Source organism: Klebsiella sp. GN_Kp190 (genome assembly GCF_040061795.1).
In the GTDB taxonomy this organism is placed as follows: Bacteria; Pseudomonadota; Gammaproteobacteria; order Enterobacterales; family Enterobacteriaceae; genus Klebsiella; species Klebsiella michiganensis.
Window position 1 is genome coordinate 93,815 of record NZ_JBEAFN010000008.1, and the last position, 21,962, is coordinate 115,776.

Annotated in this window: 21 protein-coding genes; 9 read left to right on the forward strand and 12 right to left on the reverse strand. The window is 57.1% G+C overall.

Annotated features, from left to right (window positions below; all coding sequences use genetic code 11):
* Window positions 1-15: 15 nt before the first annotated feature.
* Entirely contained in the window at window positions 16-690 is a 675-nt protein-coding gene (gene yiiM, locus ABLU67_RS06025; RefSeq protein WP_014227423.1) for a 6-hydroxyaminopurine reductase, read from the forward strand.
* Between the two features lie 91 nt (window positions 691-781).
* On the opposite strand, the gene cpxA is transcribed toward yiiM, so the two are convergent.
* Window positions 782-2,155, reverse strand: a complete 1,374-nt coding sequence (gene cpxA / locus ABLU67_RS06030; RefSeq protein ID WP_185219726.1) for an envelope stress sensor histidine kinase CpxA — start codon at window positions 2,153-2,155, stop codon at window positions 782-784.
* Window positions 2,152-2,850 (reverse strand): envelope stress response regulator transcription factor CpxR, encoded by a 699-nt coding sequence (gene cpxR, locus ABLU67_RS06035; protein WP_004127228.1) that lies wholly within the window; start codon window positions 2,848-2,850, stop codon window positions 2,152-2,154. The genes cpxA and cpxR overlap by 4 nt, the downstream gene beginning before the upstream one ends.
* A 149-nt stretch (window positions 2,851-2,999) precedes the next feature.
* Here cpxR and cpxP point away from each other — a divergent pair, with 149 nt between their 5' ends.
* The 3 genes from cpxP (at window position 3,000) to pfkA (ending at window position 5,714) form a co-directional block, all read left to right on the forward strand.
* Window positions 3,000-3,503 (forward strand): cell-envelope stress modulator CpxP, encoded by a 504-nt coding sequence (gene cpxP, locus ABLU67_RS06040; protein WP_049082048.1) that lies wholly within the window; start codon window positions 3,000-3,002, stop codon window positions 3,501-3,503.
* A gap of 149 nt (window positions 3,504-3,652) precedes the next feature.
* Window positions 3,653-4,549, forward strand: a complete 897-nt coding sequence (gene fieF / locus ABLU67_RS06045) for a CDF family cation-efflux transporter FieF (protein ID WP_348852205.1) — start codon at window positions 3,653-3,655, stop codon at window positions 4,547-4,549.
* A gap of 202 nt (window positions 4,550-4,751) precedes the next feature.
* A complete protein-coding gene (gene pfkA / locus ABLU67_RS06050; protein ID WP_004127238.1) occupies window positions 4,752-5,714 on the forward strand; it encodes a 6-phosphofructokinase in 963 nt (320 codons plus the stop codon).
* Window positions 5,715-5,773: 59 nt separating this feature from the next.
* Here the strand turns inward: pfkA and rraA are convergent, their stop codons facing one another.
* From rraA to priA, 7 genes are all read right to left on the reverse strand, one after another.
* Complete coding sequence (gene rraA, locus ABLU67_RS06055; RefSeq protein ID WP_004127241.1) at window positions 5,774-6,259, reverse strand: ribonuclease E activity regulator RraA; 486 nt, start codon at window positions 6,257-6,259, stop codon at window positions 5,774-5,776.
* Between the two features lie 92 nt (window positions 6,260-6,351).
* Window positions 6,352-7,278: a 1,4-dihydroxy-2-naphthoate polyprenyltransferase gene (menA, locus tag ABLU67_RS06060; protein WP_014227426.1), complete on the reverse strand. Its 927-nt coding sequence runs from the start codon at window positions 7,276-7,278 to the stop codon at window positions 6,352-6,354.
* A gap of 190 nt (window positions 7,279-7,468) precedes the next feature.
* On the reverse strand, window positions 7,469-8,803 hold the full coding sequence (gene hslU / locus ABLU67_RS06065) for an HslU--HslV peptidase ATPase subunit (RefSeq protein WP_004127247.1): 1,335 nt from the start codon (window positions 8,801-8,803) through the stop codon (window positions 7,469-7,471).
* 9 nt (window positions 8,804-8,812) lie between these two features.
* A complete protein-coding gene (hslV, locus tag ABLU67_RS06070; protein WP_004107530.1) occupies window positions 8,813-9,343 on the reverse strand; it encodes an ATP-dependent protease subunit HslV in 531 nt (176 codons plus the stop codon).
* A gap of 90 nt (window positions 9,344-9,433) precedes the next feature.
* Complete coding sequence (gene ftsN / locus ABLU67_RS06075) at window positions 9,434-10,402, reverse strand: cell division protein FtsN (RefSeq protein WP_348852206.1); 969 nt, start codon at window positions 10,400-10,402, stop codon at window positions 9,434-9,436.
* A gap of 91 nt (window positions 10,403-10,493) precedes the next feature.
* Window positions 10,494-11,522 (reverse strand): DNA-binding transcriptional regulator CytR, encoded by a 1,029-nt coding sequence (gene cytR, locus ABLU67_RS06080; RefSeq protein ID WP_004856005.1) that lies wholly within the window; start codon window positions 11,520-11,522, stop codon window positions 10,494-10,496.
* Between the two features lie 150 nt (window positions 11,523-11,672).
* On the reverse strand, window positions 11,673-13,868 hold the full coding sequence (priA, locus tag ABLU67_RS06085) for a primosomal protein N' (RefSeq protein ID WP_025106564.1): 2,196 nt from the start codon (window positions 13,866-13,868) through the stop codon (window positions 11,673-11,675).
* A 230-nt stretch (window positions 13,869-14,098) separates the two neighbouring features.
* Here priA and rpmE point away from each other — a divergent pair, with 230 nt between their 5' ends.
* Window positions 14,099-14,314, forward strand: coding sequence for a 50S ribosomal protein L31 (gene rpmE / locus ABLU67_RS06090; protein WP_004107543.1), 216 nt, complete (start codon window positions 14,099-14,101; stop codon window positions 14,312-14,314).
* Window positions 14,315-14,411: 97 nt separating this feature from the next.
* On the opposite strand, the gene metJ is transcribed toward rpmE, so the two are convergent.
* Complete coding sequence (gene metJ / locus ABLU67_RS06095) at window positions 14,412-14,729, reverse strand: met regulon transcriptional regulator MetJ (protein WP_004107547.1); 318 nt, start codon at window positions 14,727-14,729, stop codon at window positions 14,412-14,414.
* Between the two features lie 266 nt (window positions 14,730-14,995).
* On the opposite strand from metJ, the gene metB reads away from it, so the two are divergent.
* Window positions 14,996-16,156: a cystathionine gamma-synthase gene (gene metB / locus ABLU67_RS06100; protein ID WP_014227429.1), complete on the forward strand. Its 1,161-nt coding sequence runs from the start codon at window positions 14,996-14,998 to the stop codon at window positions 16,154-16,156.
* A gap of 2 nt (window positions 16,157-16,158) precedes the next feature.
* Window positions 16,159-18,591, forward strand: a complete 2,433-nt coding sequence (locus tag ABLU67_RS06105; protein WP_014227430.1) for a bifunctional aspartate kinase/homoserine dehydrogenase II — start codon at window positions 16,159-16,161, stop codon at window positions 18,589-18,591.
* Between the two features lie 39 nt (window positions 18,592-18,630).
* Here ABLU67_RS06105 and ABLU67_RS06110 read toward each other — a convergent pair whose 3' ends face one another.
* The gene (locus tag ABLU67_RS06110) at window positions 18,631-19,002 is read right to left on the reverse strand and encodes a carboxymuconolactone decarboxylase family protein (RefSeq protein ID WP_004856015.1); all 372 of its coding nucleotides are present in this window, start codon (window positions 19,000-19,002) and stop codon (window positions 18,631-18,633) included.
* Window positions 19,003-19,092: 90 nt separating this feature from the next.
* Here ABLU67_RS06110 and ABLU67_RS06115 point away from each other — a divergent pair, with 90 nt between their 5' ends.
* Both ABLU67_RS06115 and metF read left to right on the forward strand, forming a co-directional pair.
* Window positions 19,093-19,998, forward strand: coding sequence for a LysR family transcriptional regulator (locus tag ABLU67_RS06115; protein ID WP_038423924.1), 906 nt, complete (start codon window positions 19,093-19,095; stop codon window positions 19,996-19,998).
* Between the two features lie 166 nt (window positions 19,999-20,164).
* Entirely contained in the window at window positions 20,165-21,052 is an 888-nt protein-coding gene (gene metF / locus ABLU67_RS06120; protein ID WP_004856019.1) for a methylenetetrahydrofolate reductase, read from the forward strand.
* A gap of 122 nt (window positions 21,053-21,174) precedes the next feature.
* On the opposite strand, the gene ABLU67_RS06125 is transcribed toward metF, so the two are convergent.
* Window positions 21,175-21,945: a DeoR/GlpR family DNA-binding transcription regulator gene (locus ABLU67_RS06125; protein ID WP_348852207.1), complete on the reverse strand. Its 771-nt coding sequence runs from the start codon at window positions 21,943-21,945 to the stop codon at window positions 21,175-21,177.
* Window positions 21,946-21,962: the final 17 nt, after the last annotated feature.

The window sequence follows — 21,962 nt, forward strand, 5'->3', positions numbered from 1 at the left end:
AGCAAAGGAGCAGCGATGCACTATCCGGTGAATGTCTTTGTGGGCAAGGTAAGGGATTATGACGGCAGCCGTCCAAGCGCCATCGGTAAAATTCAGGTCGATGGTGAACTGACCCTCGGCGATTTGGGGCTGGAGGGCGATGAGCAGGCGGAGAAGAAAATTCACGGCGGGCCGGACCGCGCGCTGTGCCACTATCCCCGTGAACACTACGCCCACTGGGCCCGTGAGCTTCCGCAGCAGGCGGATCTTTTCTGCGCCCCGGCGTTTGGCGAAAATCTCTCGACCGAAGGGCTGACCGAAAAAAACGTCTACATTGGCGATATCTTCCGCTGGGGAGAAGCGCTGATTCAGGTCACGCAGCCGCGATCGCCGTGCTTCAAGCTCAACTATCACTTTGCCGTCAGCGATATGGCGCAGCTTATGCAAAACAGCGGCAAAACCGGCTGGCTGTATCGGGTGGTGGCGGGCGGGCAGGTGTCCAGCGATGCGCCGCTGGCGCTGGTTTCCCGGCTCAGCGACGTGAGCGTTCACGAAGCGGGCGCCATCGCCTGGCAGATGCCGTTTGATGATGAGCAGTACCACCGTCTGCTCTCCGCGGCGGGGCTGTCGGTGAGCTGGAGCCGTACCATGCAGAAACGGCGCCTGAGCGGGAAGATCGAAAATAATTCGCGGAGATTGTGGGGAAAATAGCGCTTCCGTGCGCGTTCCCGGATGGCGGCGCGTTGCGCCTTATCCGGGCTACCCGTTTCGAACCCGGCCCGGCGAAGCCAGGCCGGGGGGATCAGGTGCGCTTGTACAGCGGCAGCCAGAGGGTTAAGCGCAGGCCGCCCAGCGGGCTGTCGTCGGCCTTCACCCAACCGCGATGCTGTTGAATCGCCGCCTCGACAATCGCCAGCCCCAGGCCGGTACCGCCAGACTCGCGGTCGCGCGCCTCATCGGTACGGTAGAACGGACGGAAAATCTGCTCGCGATCCTCCGGACTCACGCCCGGGCCGTCATCATCGACGTTCACCGTGATGCCGTCTTTATCCACTGAGAAGCTTACCGAAATTTTAGTATGCGAGTAGCGCAGCGCGTTACGCACGATATTCTCCAGCGCGCTTTCCAGGGCATTGGGGTTACCGTACAGCGGCCACGGCCCCGGCGGATACTCGACGGCGAACGATTTCCCCATCTGTTCGGCTTCAAAGGCGGCGTTATCCAGCACCTCGCCCCACAGCTGGTTGGCTTTCACCGTTTCGCTGACCAGCGCGGTTTTCGCCTGATTGCGCGACATCACCAGCAGGTCGTTGATCATGCTATCCAGCCGGTGCGCTTCCATCTCAATCCGCTCCAGCTCTTTGCTTTCCCCGCTGCGGCGGCGCAGCAATGCGGTGCCTAACTGCAGGCGGGTCAGCGGCGTGCGCAGTTCGTGCGAGATATCGGACAGCAGACGATGCTGGCTGGACATCATGCGCTCCAGCGCGGTCACCATCTGGTTAAAACTGGTCCCGGCGGCTAAAAACTCCTGCGGACCGGCTTCCAGCTCCGGATGCTGACGCAGGTTGCCCTGGGCGACTTCATCGGCGGCATTTTTGAGCTTACGCGCGGGTTTCGCCAGGCTCCACGCCAGCCATAGCAGCAGCGGGGCGCTGACTAACATCGTGACGATCAGCAGCAGTAGCGGCCGGTCGAACAGCAGATTGATGAAGTCTGATTGTGACGTATTGGCAGGACGAATCAGATAGAGCTGGTAGTTATCTTCTCCATCCCTGACGGAAAAAGGCCCGACCATTTCCAGACGACCATAGCGCTTTTTCTGCGGATGGTCGGCGTTATCCGCCTGGCCGATAAAGTTGCGGATAATCTGCATTTCGTTGCGTTCGGCACCGATAACGCGACCTTCGCTGGTGACCAGCAGCAAACGCTGGCCCGGCGGAGCCCACTTATCGATGGCGCGAAACAGACGACGCCACCACATCAGGTCGTTTGGCGGATCGTTCGCCAGTTCGGCCTCGACGTGCTGTTCAATCATGATGCCCTGACGTTGCTCGCTCTCCAGCAGCTCGGTCATCTGGCGCGAGTCCAGCTTAGGCAGCATCAGAACCAGCATCAACACCAGCGCCAGCGTGAGCCAGAAAATAGCGAAGATGCGTGCGGTTAAACTTCCAATCATGAAGCCGATACCATCAGATAGCCGCGTCCGCGCAGGGTTTTAAACCACGGATGGCCGTCTTTGCGCTCCGGCAGCTTGCGCCGCAGGTTGGAGATGTGCATATCGATTGCGCGATCGAATGGCGTCAGGCGTTTACCCAGCACTTCCTGGCTAAGATGCTCACGCGATACCACCTGGCCAAGATGCTGCGCCAGAAGATAGAGCAGGGTGAACTCGGTGCCGGTCAGCTCGAGGGTCAGACCATCGAAGCTGGCTTCCTGGCGACCGGGGTTAAGGCTTAGCGCATCCACTTCCAGCGTCGGTGAACCGGCTTCGGTTGTCTGCTGCTGCTCGCTCCAGTGCGATCGGCGCAGAATCGCGCGTATACGCGCCACCAGCTCACGATCGTTGAACGGCTTAGGCAAATAATCGTCCGCGCCCAGCTCGAGGCCGAGAACGCGATCCAGCTCGCTCCCGCGGGCCGTTAGCATGATAACCGGGGTCTGGTGTGTCTGACGCAACTCTTTGAGCGTGTCGATACCGTTTTTCTTCGGCATCATCACATCAAGCAAAAGTAAATCGATGCTGTCGTCCAGAAGGGCCAGCGCCTGTTCCCCATCATGGGCGACGAGCACATTAAAACCTTCCATATCGAGCAGCTCTTTTAACAGGGAGGTGAGCTCCCGGTCATCATCTACTAACAGGATTTTATTCATTGTTTAAATACCTCCGAGGCAGAAATTACGTCATCAAGGCTCGCTAATCCATGACTTTACGTTGTTTTACACCCCCTGACGCATGTTTGCAGCCTGCATCGTAAACTCTCTCTCGTTGAATCGCGACACAAACGTTTTGGGAGTATGTGATGCGCAATGTTATCGCTGCCGTCATGGCCTCAACGCTGGCGCTAAGTGCATATAGCCAAGCCGCTGAAGTCGTCACCAGCGTTAACTGGCTTCCCGGAGACGAAGGGGTCCAGCGCAGCAGCCAGAGCCATATGTTTGACGGCATAAGTTTAACTGAACAGCAACGGCAACAGTTACGAGATCTTATGCAGCGGGCACGCCACGACAGGCCACCCGTTAATGTTAGCGAAATGGAGACAATGCATCGCCTTGTCACCGCAGAAAATTTTGATGAAAACGCTGTACGCGCTCAGGCAGATAAGATGGCGCAGGAACAGGTTGCCCGCCAGGTTGAAATGGCAAAAGTTCGCAACCAGATGTATCACCTGCTAACGCCAGAGCAGCAAGCGGTTTTAAACGCTAAGCACCAGCAACGAATGGATCAGTTGCGTGAGGTTGCACGGATGCAAAAAGGCTCAGCGATGATGCTTTCGAGTAGTAGCAATACCCTGCAACCCCAGTAACAACCCTGTTTTCCTTGCCATAGACACCATCCCTGTCTTCCCCCACATGATGTGGGGGTTTTTTTTGCCCGTTATTCAGCACTCTCCTGCCTCCCCGTCCCGGTAAAAGATCGGGTTATACTAAGCGCATCGCGAAGTAAGGAGCGTTTATGAATCAATCTTATGGGCAGCTGGTGAGCCGCGCGGCGATTGCGGCGACGGTGATGGCCTCTGCGTTACTTTTGATCAAGATTTTTGCATGGTGGTATACCGGGTCTGTGAGTATTCTGGCGGCGCTGGTTGATTCACTGGTGGATATCGCCGCCTCGTTGACCAACCTGCTGGTGGTGCGTTATTCGCTGCAGCCTGCCGATGAAGAACATACCTTTGGCCATGGTAAAGCGGAATCGCTGGCCGCGCTGGCGCAAAGTATGTTTGTCTCCGGCTCGGCGCTGTTTCTGTTCTTGACCGGTATTGATCATCTCGTTCGTCCTGAGCCGATGAATGCGGCGGGCGTAGGGATGGTGGTGACGCTGATTGCGCTGGTCAGCACGCTGCTGCTGGTCACGTTCCAGCGCTGGGTAGTAAGAAAAACACAAAGTCAGGCGGTACGGGCGGATATGCTTCATTATCAGTCTGATGTTATGATGAACGGCGCAATTCTGGTGGCGCTGGCCCTCTCCTGGTACGGCTGGCACCGTGCTGATGCGCTGTTTGCATTAGGTATAGGCGTCTATATTTTATATAGCGCGCTGCGCATGGCTTATGACGCCGTTCAGTCGTTGTTAGACCGCGCGCTTCCTGATGAGGAACGCCAGGAAATTATCAATATCGTGACCGCGTGGCCAGGCGTCAGCGGGGCGCACGATCTACGAACGCGGCAGTCAGGGCCGACTCGCTTTATTCAGATTCATTTGGAAATGGAAGATAACCTCCCGCTGGCTCAGGCACACGTGATTGCCGACCAGGTGGAGCAGGCGCTGTTGCTCCGTTTTCCCGGGTCCGATGTCATTATCCACCAGGACCCCTGCTCTGTGGTGCCGTTAGGGCGGCAGGGTGTTTTATGATCTTTAGGTTATAGTCTGTAAACTCGATGTAAAAGTGTGGGGCGGATCGGCATTTTTTGTATAAATTACCGCCATTTGGTCTGACCTGAATCAATTCAGCCAGAAGCGTTTGATATACTATTGCAATTATCGTTGTGCACTCCTCGTGAGGGGCGCTTCAGGCAACAGGATTATTTTTTGCTTCCTAAGTTCAGAGGTAGTCATGATTAAGAAAATCGGTGTGTTGACAAGTGGCGGTGATGCCCCGGGCATGAACGCAGCAATTCGTGGCGTTGTGCGTGCGGCATTAACGGAAGGTCTGGAAGTTTTTGGAATCTATGACGGTTACCTCGGCCTGTATGAAGATCGTATGGTTCAGCTCGACCGCTACAGCGTTTCCGACATGATCAACCGCGGCGGCACCTTCCTGGGGTCGGCGCGTTTTCCAGAATTCCGCGAAGAACATATTCGCGCCGTCGCGATTGAAAATATGAGAAAGCGCGGCCTGGATGCGCTGGTGGTTATCGGTGGTGACGGTTCCTACATGGGTGCCGTGCGTCTGACTGAGATGGGCTTCCCCTGCATCGGTCTGCCGGGCACCATCGACAACGATATTAAAGGCACCGACTATACCATCGGCTTCTTTACCGCATTGAGCACCGTGGTAGAGGCCATTGACCGCCTGCGTGACACCTCTTCCTCCCACCAGCGTATTTCCGTTGTTGAAGTGATGGGCCGCTACTGCGGCGATCTGACCCTGGCGGCAGCTATCTCCGGCGGCTGTGAGTTCATCATGGTGCCTGAGGTTGAATACACGCGCGACGACCTGGTTTCAGAAATTAAGGCGGGTATCGCGAAAGGCAAAAAACACGCGATTGTGGCGATCACCGAGCATATGTGCGACGTCGACGAGCTGGCTCACTACATCGAGAAAGAGACCGGCCGTGAAACTCGTGCCACCGTACTGGGCCACATTCAGCGCGGCGGCTCTCCGGTTCCTTATGACCGTATTCTGGCATCCCGCATGGGCGCGTACGCGATTGACCTGCTGCTGCAGGGCTTCGGCGGCCGCTGCGTTGGTATTCAGAACGAGAAGCTGGTTCACCACGACATTATCGACGCTATCGAAAACATGAAGCGTCCGTTCAAAAGCGACTGGCTGGATTGCGCTAAGAAGCTGTACTAAGCCTCCGGCGGAAATAAAAAGGCCTTCTCAGAGAGAAGGCCTTTTTTATGGGCGGGACGCTACTCGATATCCAGGGCATCCTCGGAGAGGATAATCCCGGTATTATCGGCGTAGAGATGGTCGCCGGAAAAGAAGGTGACGCCGCCGAAGTTGACGCGCACGTCGCTTTCGCCGATACCTTCACCTGCGGCCCCTACGGGGATGGCCGCCAGCGCCTGGATGCCGATATCCAGCTCTTCCAGATCGTCAACCTGACGCACAGCGCCATAGACGACCAGCCCTTCCCACTCGTTTTGTACGGCCAGACGCGCCAGGTCAGCGTCAATCAATGCGCGTCGAACGGAACCACCGCCGTCAACCAACAGGACATGACCACGGCCGTTCTGTTCGAGCATATCGTAGAGCAACCCGTTATCCTCGAAACATTTTACCGTGATGATTTGTCCACCAAACGACGAGCGCCCCCCAAAGTTGGAGAACAGAGGTTCCACGACGTTGACATCCTCCTGGTAGATGTCACAAAGCTCGGAAGTATCGTATTTCATAGGCTTAACGTTCAGTTGCTGCGAGAATTTTCAGTATATCGCGTGAATCGTACTGTTGGCAAAATCATCAATTGTTAATTGATATTTGTCAGTTAACCCACAAGCCGGCTGCAAATAATTCCGATAACAAACAGCAGGTTGGTCAGCAGCGCCCCTTTAACCGTTCTTTCGAGCATTGGACGCATGGCGACAGGGTCGCGTTCGCGCATCACATAACGCGCCTGTTTGACCAGCAGCGGCGTTGCCAGCAGGAACAGCCAACCCCACGGATTATGCAGCGAGAGAAGGTTAAACAGCGCCAGGCACAGCGGCGCGCCAAACAGCAGGCAGGCGTGGTAGCGGCGAGCGTTAACCGGCCCCAGGCGCACGGCGAGGGTGTTTTTACCGTTTTCACGATCGCTGTCGATATCACGCAGGTTGTTAATATTCAGCACCGCCGTTGCCAGCAGGCCGCAGGCGGTGGCGGGTAAGAAAATAACCGCTTCAACGCTGTGCGCCTGGAGGTACCAGCTCCCGACCACGCTAAGCCAGCCGAAGAACACCAGCACGGAGATATCGCCAAGGCCGATGTAGCCGTAAGGACGAGTGCCGACGGTGTAGGTAATGGCGGCCACGATCGATAGCCCGCCAAGCACCATAAAACCGATAAAATCGGCCATGGTCTGCCAGGCCAGGAACAGCAGCGCCAGGCCAGAGAGACAAATCAGCGCCACGGTGAGAATCAACGCGCGTTTCATCTGCGCCTGGGTGATTGCCCCTTTCTGCATCCCGCGCAGGGGGCCGATACGGTCAGGTTTATCGCTGCCTTTTACCGCGTCGCCATAATCGTTGGCCAGATTGGAGAGGATTTGTAATAAACCTGCGGTGATGATGGCCAGCAGGGCAACCCAGGGATCGAAGCTGCCCTGATGCCAGGCAAGCGCGGAGCCGACAATAATGGCGGCAAAGGCCAGAGGTAGCGTTTTGGGGCGCAGGCTTTCCAGCCAGGCCTGGGTGCGAGTGATAGCGTGTTCGGTCATAAGTCCCGGCCAATAAAAAATGGGGCTCTACCCTTCATACTTCAAGCTGCAGATGCGTTGGCGACGCGCATTCACCCCAGGCACTGCCGGGATAAATGAGGGCCCTCAGCCAACGGCTGCCTTCCCACAACTCGAATTATTTAGGGTATCTATAGCCCCATCTATAGTGATGAAAATATATTGAACCGGATTATAAGATAAAACGGCTCAGATCTTCATCTGCCACCAGAACATCCAGATGCTTACCGACATATTCCGCATCGATGGTGACGGTTTGGCCATTCATTTCGCTGGCATCGTAGGAGATGTCTTCGATCAGACGCTCCAGTACGGTATGCAGACGACGCGCACCGATGTTCTCGGTGGTCTCGTTGACCTGCCACGCGGCCTGAGCGATACGCTTGATGCCATCTTCCGTGAACTCGATATTGACGCCTTCGGTGGCCATCAGCGCTTTATACTGCACGGTGATGGACGCGTTCGGCTCGGTCAGGATGCGCTCGAAGTCGTGGGTGGTCAGCGCTTTCAGCTCAACGCGAATCGGCAGACGACCCTGCAGCTCCGGGATTAAGTCAGACGGGCTGGCCACCTGGAACGCGCCGGAAGCGATAAACAGAATATGATCGGTTTTCACCATGCCGTGCTTGGTAGAGACGGTGCAGCCTTCAACCAGCGGCAGCAGATCGCGCTGTACGCCTTCGCGGGATACGTCCGGGCCGGAGGAGTTGCCGCCGCGCTTACAGATTTTATCGATTTCGTCGATAAACACGATACCGTGCTGCTCAACGGCGTCGATGGCGTCCTGCTTCAGCTCTTCCGGGTTGACCAGCTTCGCCGCTTCTTCTTCAATCAGCAGCTTCATCGCGTCTTTAATTTTCAGCTTACGCGGTTTTTGCTTCTGGCCGCCCAGGTTCTGGAACATGGACTGCAGCTGGCTGGTCATCTCTTCCATGCCCGGAGGGGACATGATTTCAACGCCCATCGGCGCAGCAGCGAGATCGATCTCAATCTCTTTATCATCGAGCTGCCCTTCGCGCAGTTTTTTACGGAAAGACTGACGCGCGGCGGACGGTTCCTGAGGCTGTTCAGCCTGGCCCCAGTTGTTTTTCGCCGGCGGGATCAGCACGTCAAGGATGCGCTCTTCCGCCAGCTCTTCCGCGCGATAGCGGTTTTTGTCGATGGACTGCATGCGCACCATTTTGATCGCCGCATCGGTCAGATCGCGGATGATGGAGTCCACTTCTTTACCAACATAGCCCACTTCGGTGAATTTCGTCGCTTCAACTTTGATGAACGGCGCGTTGGCAAGCTTTGCCAGACGACGGGCGATTTCCGTTTTACCGACGCCGGTCGGGCCGATCATCAGAATGTTTTTGGGCGTGACTTCGTGACGCAGCTCTTCGTTGAGCTGCATACGACGCCAGCGGTTACGCAGAGCGATGGCGACGGAGCGCTTGGCTGCGTCCTGGCCGATAATGTGTTTGTCCAGTTCGCTGACAATTTCGCGTGGGGTCATTTCAGACATGGGAGATCCTTACGCTTTAGACGGTAATTCTTCGATGGTATGGAAGTGGTTGGTATAAATGCAGATATCACCTGCAATATTCAACGCTTTCTCTGCGATATCGCGTGCGCCCATATCGGTATTTTCCAGCAGGGCGCGAGCCGCGGCCTGGGCGTAAGGACCGCCGGAGCCGATAGCAATCAAATCGTTTTCTGGCTGCACCACGTCACCGTTACCGGTGATGATAAGCGATGCGTTTTCGTCAGCCACGGCCAGCAGCGCTTCCAGCTTGCGCAGCATGCGGTCGGTACGCCAGTCTTTCGCCAGCTCAACGGCGGCCTTCACTAGGTGGCCCTGATGCATTTCCAGCTTACGTTCAAACAGTTCGAACAGCGTGAAGGCGTCAGCGGTGCCGCCCGCAAAGCCGGCGATCACTTTGTCGTTGTACAGGCGGCGCACTTTTTTGACGTTGCCTTTCATTACGGTGTTGCCCAGCGTGGCCTGGCCATCACCGGCAATAACGACATGGCCGTTACGGCGAACACTTACAATTGTAGTCACGAGCAGACCCCTTGGTTGCAAAAGCGGAATAGGGGCCCCGCGGTTACGCGGGGCAGAATGCAATTATAGATGGGGGGGATTTTGAGGGTTTCAACCCCTGGCGGCGAGACGAATGCAGTTTGCGTGTCCGGCCATTTTCAGCCGTTCAATCATATTGCTGGCGTTTTCTTTGCCTTTCAGCGGCCCAATCACCACGCGGTTCCAGCCGTTATTGGTGGTGATGTGCGAGGCGAAGCCTTCAAACGCCAGCTGCGCGCGCACGGTTTCCGCCTGCTCAGCGCCTTTGAAGGAGCCGCACTGGATCATCCAGCTGCGATCGTCTTTTTTCTCCGCGGCGGCGGTTTTTGGCGCCTCTTCAGCGCGGGTTACCGGCGCGGCGGCCTGGGTTTTAGGCTGCGCGGTACTGGTATGCGCCGGCGTTTGCAGCAGATCCTGATACGGCTGCTGGTTCGACGCCGTTTGCTTCGGCGGCTGCTGCACCGGTTTCGGCTGCTCGACGGCCCGCGGCTGGGTTCGCGGTTGCTGTACCTGCGTCTGTGTCTGCTGCTGCACCTGCGCGAGCTGCTGCTGCTGAACTAAACGCTGACGCTGCAGGGTCTGCTGGCGCTGCGCCGGGGTTTGTTCATTCCACGGCACTTCGGTCAGCTGCGTAGGCTGCTGACGCATATCGGCCTGCATTTGCGCCAACAGCTGGCGCTGTTCGTCCGTCAGCTGCTCCGGCTTCATGACTTCGCCGCCTGCCGTGGGTTCCGTAGGCGCACGTACGCCGGGCTGACGGCTCTCCAGCTCTTTAATATAGCGCCAGCGCTCTTCCGGCTTCGGCGGGAGGCCGTTGCCAGCGGCCTGCCGGTTTTGCAGCGCTTCAGCTTCTTCTTTCTTGTGGTGCGTGATGAAGTACAGTCCACCGATAAAGGCCACCAGCACTGCCGCAGCGATCGCCACCATAGTCGGTGAAACCGCCGAAAGGCCGCCTTGCTTGTTCCTTGAGCTTCGGGTATTGCTCTTTTTGCGCCGCGAAGAAGCCGGTTGGCTGCGGCGTACATAATCTCGTTGTGCCACTATCGTTTCGCTGTCTTATTCGTTTTTCAGCCCGCCATGTTACTTAAGCGGCGGGCCTTTGACCAGAAGGGCAGGCCCGAAAGCCTGAAGGTTATGTTCGGATTTTTCGCGTACTGCCGCGAACGATAAGCTCGCAGTCGAGTAATCGTGAACCGCTGCTGACGCTGTGACCGTGTAGTTGATCCAATAAAAGCAGCATCGCTTCGCGGCCAATATCAAAACGTGGTTGCGCGACGGTCGTCAATGGCGGATCGCAAAATTCAGACAAAGAGATGTTATCGAAACCAATAATAGACAGATCTTCAGGAACTTTCAGGCCGCGACGTTTCGCCAGCGATAATGCCCCCAGCGCCATAATATCGCTATGGCAGAAAACAGCCGTCGGCGGTACCGGCAGCGCCAGCAGCTGTTCGAGGGCGTTGGCACCGGCTTCATAGGTAAAATTGCCGCGGGCGATATAGTGCGGATCGACGGTTATCCCGCTACGACGCAGCGCCTGGACATAGCCCTGCAGGCGATAATGGCACAGCGGCATCTCTTCCGGGCCGGCGATACAGCCGATGCGGCGATGCCCCAGCTCGTGCAGATAGTTAACGGCGTTAAAGGCGGCGGTGAGGTTATCGATATGCACCGTCGGCAGCTCAAGCTCGGGAGCGAATTCATTGGCCATGACCATCGGCGGCAGATTGCGCTGCTCCTCTACGCCCGCATCGAAGGGCAAACGGGAGCCAAGCAGCAGCATACCGTCGATCTGCTTGGTAATGATCAGGTCGATAAAGGTCTTTTCCTGACGGTTCTGGTGGGCGCAATCGCCAATCAGCACCAGGTACTCCTGTTCCGCCGCGGTGACTTCAATACCGCGAATGATCTCGCTGAAAAAGGGGTCGCAGATATCCGGCACAATCACCAGAATGGTGCGTGACTCGTTGCGCTTCATATTGCGCCCGAGCGATTGCGGTAAATAGCCGACTTCCAGCGCGGCCTGCTCGACCCGGTTACGGGTGCTCTGCGAAACCTTATCGGGATTCATTAACGCTCGGGATACGGTTGCCGTGGAAACGTTTGCCTTTTGGGCAACGTCTTTCATAGTGGCGGCAACGACCTGTTTTTTGGGCTTCACCTGATTTCTCCTCGCTGACTGGCGCAGACACATCCCTGGCGTTCTGACATCAGCAACATTTTTAACAGATAGTACATCCAGAGAGTTACAGAATTTTCATGAAAAACGTGACGATGGTTGAATTTTTCGATCCGCCTCGCAAGAGAAGCCTTAACCTTCAATAGGATCGACGTCCAGAACCCATTTCACTTTTCGCGCTTCCGGCAGCGTGTTAATCAACGCCAGCGTTCCGCTGACGATATGCTGTAGCTGAACGCGCGACGGATGCTGGAGGAGAATTTGCCAGCGCCAGCGGCCGCCACGCTTTGGCGCCAGCGCCGGAACCGGCCCGAGCACCCACAGTTTCTTATCGGCCAGCGGGCTGGCCTGCAGCAGGTTGCGCAGCTGTTGTAAAAAAAGCGGCGCCTGCTGGTTGTTATGATCCTCGGCGCGAATCAGCACGTGGCTGGTCCACGGCGGCAGCTGCATGCTTTGCCGTTCCGCCAGCGCCTGCTCGGCAAACGCGTCGTATCCTTTATAAAGCAGCGTTTGCAGCAGCGGGTGTTCCGGGTGGTGGGTTTGCAGGATCACCTCGCCCTGTTTGCCCGCCCGGCCTGCGCGGCCTGAAACCTGCGTGTAGAGCTGAGCGAAGCGCTCCGCCGAGCGGAAATCGGCGGAAAACAGCGCGCCGTCAACGTCCAGCAGGGAAACCAGGGTGACATCCGGGAAGTGGTGCCCCTTCGCCAGCATTTGGGTGCCGATAAGAATGCGCGCGCCGCCGCGATTGACGTCGGCAAGATATTGCTCAAGCGCGCCTTTGCGGCTGGTGGTATCCCGGTCGATACGGGAAATCGGGATATCGGGAAACAGCGGTCCCAGTGCCTGCTCAAGCTGTTCGGTCCCCAAACCTACCGGTACCAGATGCGTTGAGCCGCAGGAGGGGCACTGGCGCGGAATCGGGCGCTGGCTGTCGCAGTGGTGGCAGCGCAAATGATGCTGAGCCTGGTGCAGCGTGTAGTAGCTGTCGCAGCGCGGACACTCCGCTATCCAGCCGCAGTCGTGGCACAGCAGCGCCGGCGCGAAGCCGCGGCGGTTCAAAAACAGAATCACCTGGTTATCGGCCTGCAGATGCTGGCGCATGCGGCCAATGAGCGCCGGAGACAGTCCGGCCTGCAGCTGCTGGCCCTTTAAATCCAGAACGTGCTGCTGAGCCGGGCGCGCATTGCCCGCTCGTTTGGTGAGCTTCAGCTGGCGATACTTGCCCTGGCGGACGTTATGAAGCGTCTCCAGCGCCGGGGTCGCCGAGCCGAGGATAATTGGAATTTGTTCGCTGTGGGCGCGCCAGACCGCCAGATCGCGGGCGTGATAGCGCCAGCCTTCCTGCTGTTTATAAGAGCTGTCGTGCTCTTCATCGATGACGATGACCCCGAGGTCTTTAAAAGGGGTAAATAGCGACGAGCGGGTACCGATAACAATCGCCGCTTCGCCGTTTTTGGCTTTTAGCCACGCGGAGAGGCGTTCGCTGTCGTTCAGTCCGGAGTGCAGCACTTCCACCGGGGCGCTAAAGCGGTGGCGGAAACGGGCGATAGTCTGCGGCGTCAGGCCGATCTCCGGCACCATCACCAGCGCCTGGCGCCCCTGCGCCAGTACGTTTTCAAGGACGCTCAGATACACTTCCGTTTTGCCCGAACCGGTGATCCCGGCCAGCAGCCAGGCGGAAAAGCTGTCCGAGGCGCTGTGAATCGCGCCCACGGCGGTGGCCTGTTCGGTATTGAGCCGCAGGCGCTCGCCGGGTACCGAGAAGCCCGTGCGCCAGTCGGCGATCGCCGGCGCTTCGCTGGCGAGTTCGGCCAGGCCTTTACCCCGCAGCGCCTGCAGGGCGGCGTCGTTAAATTCGAGTTCGGCAACCTGATGGCGCCAGATCTTGCCCTGACGCAGCGCAGCCAGCGCCTGCTGCTGTTTCGGTGAGCGCTTAAGGCTGTTGATATCAACCGCTTGCCCCTGTTCGGTGGCAAACCAGTACCACATTGGCGCCGCGCTGGCGGGCTTCCCCTGGCGCAGCACGATCGGTAGCGCGTGAAACAGCACATCGCCGATGGGATGATGGTAGTAATCCGCCGCCCACAGCAGCAGCCGCCAGACCGAAGCGGAGAAGACCGGCTCGGCATCAAGAACTTCGGCCACCGGCTTAAGTTCGTCGAGCGGCAGTTCGCTGCGCTCACTGACCGCCGTTACGATACCTATCCGCTCCTGCTTGCCGAACGGGACGCGTACGCGACAGCCCGCTTTGACCGGCATACCGTCAGGCAGCAAATAGTCAAAAGTGCGGGGCAGCGGAACGGGCAGGGCAACGTGAGCGACGGGCATTTAATCTTCCTGACTTGAAATCTGGCGGGTTAGTATACACATTGTGATAAGGGCTCGCGGATCAGTTTGCATATGCTGGTCAAATTCTGTATGATTCGCCGCCTTTGATGCGCTTTGTGCGACATCAAAATCTATTACCCGGTAGTGTAATCGCTCCGGGAATTATTAACATCGCGTGGTGTCTGGCGTTAGGGCTGGAAGAGCGACGCGGCCTTAACTGAGGTTCTCCCATGAAAAAAGATATTCATCCGAAATACGAAGAAGTTACTGCTTCCTGCTCTTGCGGTAACGTCATGAAAATCCGTTCTACCGTAGGTCACGACCTGAACCTCGACGTGTGCGGTAAATGCCACCCGTTCTACACTGGCAAACAGCGTGATGTTGCTACCGGTGGCCGTGTTGACCGCTTCAACAAGCGCTTCAGCGTACCGGGTACCAGCAAGTAATTTGCTGAAGAAGCCGCCTCAGGGCGGCTTTTTTGTTTCTCTTGCGCTAAACGCGAGAAAAAAGGGCAGAAGATTTCTTCTGCCCTTTTTTATGGTTTTAGTATTCCCACGTATCCGGGTCGATGCCCAGTTCGCGCATAATCTCTTTCGCCGCTTCCGGGATTTCATCGCTGCGCTCTTTACGCAGGTCTTCATCGTTAGGCAACGGTTGACCGGTAAAGGCATGCAGGAACGCTTCGCACAGCAGTTCGCTGTTAGTCGCGTGCCGCAGGTTATTCACCTGACGACGCGTGCGTTCATCGGTGAGGATTTTTAACACCTTCAGAGGAATGGAAACCGTAATTTTTTTTACTTGCTCACTCTTCTTACCGTGCTCAGCGTATGGGCTGATATATTCGCCGCTCCATTCAGCCATGAGTTACCTTTAATCCTCTATTCATTAGTTAAGGGCCTGAACGCGAGTCCTGGCCATAATTGCGCGTAGTTTACCGTAGAGGGGCGCGTCTGGCACCAAACAAGCCGCTACGGATGTGCGCTAATGCATATAATTTTAACGGCTATTTCCAGTTTGCTCAATCTATACGCAAAGAAGTTTAGATGTCCAGATGTATTGACGTCTATTATAACAATGATTACTCTGGAGCCTGACTTTTCACCGACTCAGCCCAGGAACTCCCCAACATGACGCGTAAACAGGCCACCATCGCAGTGCGTAGCGGTTTAAATGACGACGAGCAGTACGGTTGCGTTGTCCCGCCCATTCATCTCTCCAGCACCTATAATTTCACCGGATTTAACGAACCTCGCGCCCACGACTACTCTCGTCGCGGTAACCCGACCCGTGATGTGGTGCAGCGTGCGCTGGCGGAGCTGGAGGGCGGCGCGGGGGCGGTTCTGACCAATACCGGCATGTCGGCCATTTTGCTGGTCACCACCGTATTTCTGAAACCGGGCGATCTGCTGGTGGCGCCGCACGACTGCTACGGCGGCAGCTACCGCCTGTTTGACAGCCTGGCGAAGCGCGGCTGCTATCGCGTGCTGTTTGTCGATCAAAACGACGAGCAGGCGCTGAGCGCCGCGCTGGCGGAAAAACCGAAGCTGGTTCTGGTCGAAAGCCCAAGTAATCCATTGCTGAGAGTTGTGGATATTGCGAAAATCTGCGGTCTGGCGCGTGAGGCCGGAGCGGTCAGCGTGGTTGATAACACCTTCCTGAGCCCGGCTTTGCAGAATCCGCTGGCGCTGGGCGCCGATCTGGTGTTGCATTCGTGCACTAAATATTTGAACGGCCACTCTGACGTCGTGGCCGGGGTGGTGATCGCTAAAGATCCGGCGACCGTCACCGAACTGGCATGGTGGGCGAATAATATCGGCGTTACCGGTGGAGCGTTTGATAGCTATCTGCTGCTGCGCGGCTTACGTACGCTCTCTCCGCGTATGGAAGTGGCGCAGCGTAACGCGCTGGCGATTGTCGACTATCTGAAATCCCAGCCGCTGGTGAAAAAACTGTACCATCCGTCCCTGCCGGAAAACCAGGGGCATGAGATTGCGGCGCGTCAGCAAAAAGGTTTTGGGGCGATGTTAAGCTTCGAACTGGATGGCGATGAGCAGACGCTGCGTCGTTTCCTGAGCGGGTTATCGCTGTTTACGCTGGCGGAATCGCTGGGCGGCGTGGAAAGTCTGATTTCCCACGCAGCGACGATGACCCATGCGGGCATGGCGCCTGAAGCGCGTGCGGCCGCCGGGATCTCAGAAACGCTTCTGCGTATTTCGACCGGTATTGAAGATGGTGAAGATTTAATTGCCGACCTGGAAAATGGCTTCCGGGCAGCAAACGAGGAATAAACATGAGTGTGATTGCGCAGGCAGGGGCGAAGGGTCGTCAGCTGCACAAATTTGGTGGGAGTAGTTTAGCGGATGCGAAATGTTACCTGCGCGTCGCGGGTATTATGACGGAGTATTCGCAGGCGGGCGACATGATGGTCGTCTCTGCCGCCGGCAGTACCACCAACCAGTTGATCAGCTGGCTGAAGCTCAGCCAGACCGATCGCCTTTCTGCGCATCAGGTGCAACAATCGCTCCGTCGTTATCAGATGGAGCTCATCTCCGGACTGCTGTCACCAGACGCTGCCGACACGCTGATTGCCATCTTTATTCAGGATCTTGAGCGCCTTGCCGGGTTGCTTGACGGCGGCGTCACCGACGCGGTATACGCCGAAGTCGTCGGTCACGGCGAAGTCTGGTCGGCCCGCCTGATGGCGGCGGTGCTGAACCATCTTGGCGTAGAAGCCGCCTGGCTGGATGCGCGTAGCTTCCTGCGCGCCGAGCGCTCCGCGCAGCCGCAGGTGGATGAAGGTTTATCCTATCCGCTTTTGCAGCAGCTGATAGCGCAGCACCCGAACAAGCGTCTGGTGGTGACCGGCTTTATTTCGCGTAACAACGCCGGGGAAACCGTCCTGCTGGGGCGTAACGGTTCCGACTATTCCGCCACCCAAATCGGCGCCCTGGCCGGGGCGTCTCGCGTCACTATCTGGAGCGACGTGGCCGGGGTCTACAGCGCGGATCCGCGTAAAGTGAAAGACGCCTGTCTGCTGCCGCTGCTGCGCCTGGATGAAGCCAGCGAACTGGCCCGCCTGGCGGCGCCGGTGCTGCATGCCCGTACGCTGCAGCCGGTCTCCGGCAGCGATATCGATTTACAATTACGCTGTAGCTACACCCCGGATCAGGGCTCAACGCGCATCGAACGCGTGCTGGCTTCCGGTACCGGGGCGCGTATCGTGACCAGCCATGATGATGTCTGCCTGATTGAGTTCCAGGTACCCGGCGGCCAGGATTTCAAACTGGCGCATAAAGAGCTGGACGCTATCTTAAAACGCGCCCAGCTGCGTCCGCTGGCGGTTGGCGTACACGCCGACCGTAAGCTGCTGCAGTTCTGCTACACCTCTGAAGTGGCCGACAGCGCGCTGAAGCTGCTGGACGAAGCGGGGCTGCCGGGCGAGCTGCGCCTGCGTCAGAAACTGGCGCTGGTGGCGATGGTTGGCGCTGGCGTGACCCGCAATCCGCTGCACTGCCACCGTTTCTGGCAGCAGCTGAAGGGTCAGCCGGTAGAGTTTACCTGGCAATCAGAAGAGGGCATCAGCCTGGTCGCGGTGCTGCGCGCCGGGCCGACGGAAAGTCTTATTCAGGGGCTGCATCAGTCGTTGTTCCGCGCGGAAAAACGCATTGGCCTGGTGCTGTTTGGCAAAGGTAATATCGGGTCCCGCTGGCTGGAGCTGTTTGCTCGCGAGCAGACCACGCTTTCCGCCCGCACCGGGTTTGAATTCATCCTTGCCGGGGTCGTGGATAGTCGCCGTAGCCTGCTTAATTACGAAGGCCTTGATGCCAGTCGCGCGCTGGCTTTCTTTAATGATGAGGCGGTTGAGCAGGATGAAGAGTCGCTGTTCCTGTGGATGCGCGCGCATCCGTACGATGATTTAGTGGTGCTGGACGTAACCGCCAGCGCGCAGCTGGCCGACCAGTACCTCGATTTCGCCAGCCATGGTTTCCACGTTATCAGCGCGAATAAGCTGGCTGGCGCCAGCAGCAGCAGTAAGTATCGCCAGATCCACGACGCGTTCGAGAAGACCGGGCGCCACTGGCTGTACAACGCCACCGTCGGCGCCGGTTTACCGGTCAACCATACGGTGCGCGATTTAATTGATAGCGGCGATACCATTCTGGCGCTGAGCGGTATTTTCTCCGGCACCCTCTCATGGCTGTTCCTGCAGTTTGACGGCACCGTGCCGTTTACAGACCTCGTCGATCAGGCCTGGCAGCAGGGGCTGACGGAACCGGACCCGCGCGTCGATCTCTCCGGGAAAGACGTCATGCGCAAGCTGGTGATCCTGGCTCGTGAGGCGGGTTACAACATCGAGCCGGATCAGGTGCGCGTTGAGTCGCTGGTGCCCGCCCACTGCGAAGAGGGGTCGGTCGATCACTTCTTCGAGAACGGCGAAGCGCTGAACGAGCAGATGCTGCAGCGTCTGGAAGCGGCGCGCGAAATGGGTCTGGTGCTGCGCTACGTCGCGCGCTTTGACGCTAACGGTAAAGCCCGCGTCGGCGTTGAAGCGGTGCGCGAAGAGCATCCGCTGGCGGCGCTGCTGCCGTGTGATAACGTCTTTGCTATCGAGAGCCGCTGGTATCGCGATAACCCGCTGGTGATCCGCGGTCCGGGCGCTGGTCGTGATGTGACCGCCGGGGCGATTCAGTCGGATATCAACCGTCTGGCGCAGCTGCTGTAGCCATAAATTAAAGACCAGGCAACGCCTGGTCTTTTCACCTTAGTGCGCCGCGAAAACTTCTTTGGCGGCAAACAGGCCATTCAGGGCCGCCGGGAATCCGGCATAGACCGCCATCTGCATGATCACTTCCGTAATCTCTTCCTGCGTCAGCCCGACATTTAACCCGGCGGCAATATGCACTTTTAGCTGCGGCGCGGCGTTACCGAGCGCCGTGAGCGCGGCGATAGTGGCAATTTCACGGCTGCGTAAATCGAGTCCTGGCCTGGCGTAAATATCGCCGAAGGGGAACTCAATCAGATAGCGGGCAAAATCGGGGGCGATATCCTTCAGGCTGTTGACGACGGCGTCGCCGCCTTTGCCGTCCACGCGCTGTAGCATTTCTCGTCCGATGGTATAACGTTCGCTGGTCATGGCTTTTCCTCAGTGTGATGATGCGTAATGAGGAAGGTTAGGGAAGTTTTCCTGCCTTGAGTAATACCCTTTTCGTGATACCTTTTCAGTATGACAAATTCACGTTTACACACTCTGGATATTCGCCTGCTGCGCTACTTTGCGGTGGTGGCGGAGGAAAATAACATCAGCCGGGCCGCGCAGCGGCTATTTATTTCGCAGCCGCCGCTGAGCCGTCATATTCGCCATCTGGAAACGCAGCTGGGGGTAACGCTATTCTTGCGGCATACCAAAGGTCTGATCCTTACCGACGAGGGAAGACGGGTGCTGGATATCATTCGGCCTCTGCTGGCGCTTCAGGATCGCACCCTGGCGGCGTTGAGCCAGCTCTCTGCGCCCGCGCAGCAGCCTCTGCGTCTGGGGTTGACCACCGCCTTTGAGCAAGGCGTTTTCGCCGCCGCGGAATCCGCTCTGGGTGAGTACACCGGCGCATTGCACATCACTCGTCAGTCATCACCGGCGTTGGCCCAACTGGTGCGAAAGGGCAAGCTCGATGCGGCGCTGGTGGCGCTGCCGCTGAATACCGAGGGGCTTCACCTGCATCCTTTGTCTTACCAGGAGCCGCTTATCGCGGCGCTACCCGCATCCTGGCCGGAGGCCGCCAGGGCGGAGCTGACGTTAAGCGCACTCAATCATCGGCCGCTGTTCTGGTTTAAACGCGAGCGTAATCCCGATTTTTTTGACTATACGCGACGTATTTTTGACCGGGCAGGCTATGTGCCCACCTACGTGGAGGAGCCTGCCGAGCATGATGTTCTGCTGGCGCGGATTGCGCGCGGAGAAGGCCTGATCCTCCTGCCGGCCTCTTTTTCCGCGATTCAGCGGCAGGGGGTCGTCTTTTGTCCTTTGCAGGATGCCAGCCAGCAGCTTCCGCTTAGGCTGGGAATGGTGACGCTGCCCGCAAATGAGAGGGTTCGGGAAAGGGTAACAGCAGTCGTTGAAAAATCATTGCCTTAGCGAAAAAGAGATGAATTGATTTCATCCTGGCTGAATATTCCTCACTGTTTACGCTGATTTTTCTATTGACGCGGATGCCCTTTTCCGTCATTTTTACATCTGGACGTCTAAACGTATAGAAGTTCGCGACACAACAAACAATAAAATGCGATTGATGAGGTAAGGTATGAGCTTTTTTCACGCCAATCAGCGGGAAGCCCTGAATCAGAGCCTGGCGGAAGTGCAGGGCCAGATTAACGTCTCCTTTGAATTCTTTCCGCCGCGCACCAGTGAAATGGAGCAAACCCTCTGGAAATCCATCGATCGCCTGAGCAGCCTGAAGCCGAAGTTTGTCTCCGTGACCTACGGCGCTAACTCCGGTGAACGTGACCGCACCCATAGCATTATCAAAGGTATTAAAGAGCGTACCGGTCTGGAAGCCGCCCCGCATCTGACCTGTATCGATGCCAGCCGCGATGAGCTGCGTACCATTGCTAAAGATTACTGGGATAGCGGAATTCGCCATATCGTTGCGCTGCGTGGCGACCTGCCGCCTGGCAGCGGTAAGCCGGATATGTACGCGGCCGACCTGGTGACTCTGCTGAAAGAGGTCGGGGACTTTGATATTTCCGTTGCGGCTTATCCGGAAGTCCATCCGGAAGCCAAAAGTGCGCAGGCCGATCTGCTTAACCTGAAGCGCAAGGTCGAAGCCGGAGCAAATCGCGCGATTACCCAGTTTTTCTTTGATGTTGAAAGCTACCTGCGTTTTCGCGACCGCTGCGTCTCTGCGGGTATCGACGTCGAAATTATTCCGGGCATTCTGCCGGTCTCTAACTTCAGGCAGGCGAAAAAATTTGCCGATATGACCAACGTGCGTATCCCGACGTGGATGGCGAAAATGTTCGAAGGTCTGGACAATGACGCCGAAACCCGCCAGCTGGTGGGGGCGAACATCGCCATGGATATGGTGAAGATTCTCAGCCGCGAAGGGGTGAAGGATTTCCATTTCTATACCCTGAACCGCGCGGAAATGAGCTACGCGATTTGCCACACTTTAGGCGTGCGCCCGGCGTAAGCAGGCTTCATATTTCCCCGTCCTTCTCTTCTCTCTGCGGCGTCAAAACATCTTCGGCGCCGCTTGTTCTGGTTATTTCCTTAACACATCTTTACGGGCGGTAGAACGGGGTGCCTGTGCCATCAGAGGTGACTATCCGCCAGCAGCAGCGGTACGTTTTGCGTTTGCATCAGAGAGAGGATATCGGGGGAGAGGCCGGTCTGGCTGATAACGAGGTCAAGGTCTGCCAGGCGGGCATGGCCTGCAAGGAACGTTTGACCAAATTTACTGCTGTCCGCCAGCAGGATTTTTTGCCGCCCGGCGCGCATCAGCGCTTGTTTGACGTGGGCATCGGTCATTTCAGGAACCGTCAGCTCTCCAAGATCGTTGACGCCCTGAGTGCTGAGGAAGACTTTGTCGGCGTGGATATGACGAAAGAAGTCGGCGGTACTGAAAGAGACCATTCCCTGGCTGGCGTCTTCATATTCACCGGGCGCGACGATCAACTTGATATTTTTTCTTCCTTTCAGGAGATTAACCACCGGAATGGAGTTGGTTATCACCATGATTTTCTTATCGAAAATAAAATGAGCGAGCGCCAGCGGCGTGGTGCCGCAGTCGATAATAATCGTGTCGCCATCTTCAACCTGCTCGGTGGCTTTCTGGCCAATCAGGTGCTTATCATCGGCCATTTGTATCGATTGCAGCTGAAAGCCGGGCTCGACGCTGGCGCCGCGGGTTAAGTAGGCTCCACCGTAGGTTGTTTTTACAATACCTTGTTTTTCAAAGAAAGAGAGATCGCGACGGATGGTCATTTTGGTGACGCCGAACTTTTCGGCGAGGTCATTGACGACGACTTTTTTGTCCTGTTGCAAAATGGCGTAAATGCTCATTCTTCGATTTGATGACTGCATATCTACGATTCACCCAA

Coding starts and splice junctions, on each gene's coding strand:
- yiiM (WP_014227423.1), top strand. CDS start 16: ATGCACTATCCGGTGAATGTCTTTGTGGGCAAGGTAAGGGATTATGAC.
- cpxA (WP_185219726.1), bottom strand. CDS start 2,155: ATGATTGGAAGTTTAACCGCACGCATCTTCGCTATTTTCTGGCTCACG.
- cpxR (WP_004127228.1), bottom strand. CDS start 2,850: ATGAATAAAATCCTGTTAGTAGATGATGACCGGGAGCTCACCTCCCTG.
- cpxP (WP_049082048.1), top strand. CDS start 3,000: ATGCGCAATGTTATCGCTGCCGTCATGGCCTCAACGCTGGCGCTAAGT.
- fieF (WP_348852205.1), top strand. CDS start 3,653: ATGAATCAATCTTATGGGCAGCTGGTGAGCCGCGCGGCGATTGCGGCG.
- pfkA (WP_004127238.1), top strand. CDS start 4,752: ATGATTAAGAAAATCGGTGTGTTGACAAGTGGCGGTGATGCCCCGGGC.
- rraA (WP_004127241.1), bottom strand. CDS start 6,259: ATGAAATACGATACTTCCGAGCTTTGTGACATCTACCAGGAGGATGTC.
- menA (WP_014227426.1), bottom strand. CDS start 7,278: ATGACCGAACACGCTATCACTCGCACCCAGGCCTGGCTGGAAAGCCTG.
- hslU (WP_004127247.1), bottom strand. CDS start 8,803: ATGTCTGAAATGACCCCACGCGAAATTGTCAGCGAACTGGACAAACAC.
- priA (WP_025106564.1), bottom strand. CDS start 13,868: ATGCCCGTCGCTCACGTTGCCCTGCCCGTTCCGCTGCCCCGCACTTTT.
- rpmE (WP_004107543.1), top strand. CDS start 14,099: ATGAAAAAAGATATTCATCCGAAATACGAAGAAGTTACTGCTTCCTGC.
- metJ (WP_004107547.1), bottom strand. CDS start 14,729: ATGGCTGAATGGAGCGGCGAATATATCAGCCCATACGCTGAGCACGGT.
- metB (WP_014227429.1), top strand. CDS start 14,996: ATGACGCGTAAACAGGCCACCATCGCAGTGCGTAGCGGTTTAAATGAC.
- ABLU67_RS06105 (WP_014227430.1), top strand. CDS start 16,159: ATGAGTGTGATTGCGCAGGCAGGGGCGAAGGGTCGTCAGCTGCACAAA.
- ABLU67_RS06110 (WP_004856015.1), bottom strand. CDS start 19,002: ATGACCAGCGAACGTTATACCATCGGACGAGAAATGCTACAGCGCGTG.
- ABLU67_RS06115 (WP_038423924.1), top strand. CDS start 19,093: ATGACAAATTCACGTTTACACACTCTGGATATTCGCCTGCTGCGCTAC.
- metF (WP_004856019.1), top strand. CDS start 20,165: ATGAGCTTTTTTCACGCCAATCAGCGGGAAGCCCTGAATCAGAGCCTG.
- ABLU67_RS06125 (WP_348852207.1), bottom strand. CDS start 21,945: ATGCAGTCATCAAATCGAAGAATGAGCATTTACGCCATTTTGCAACAG.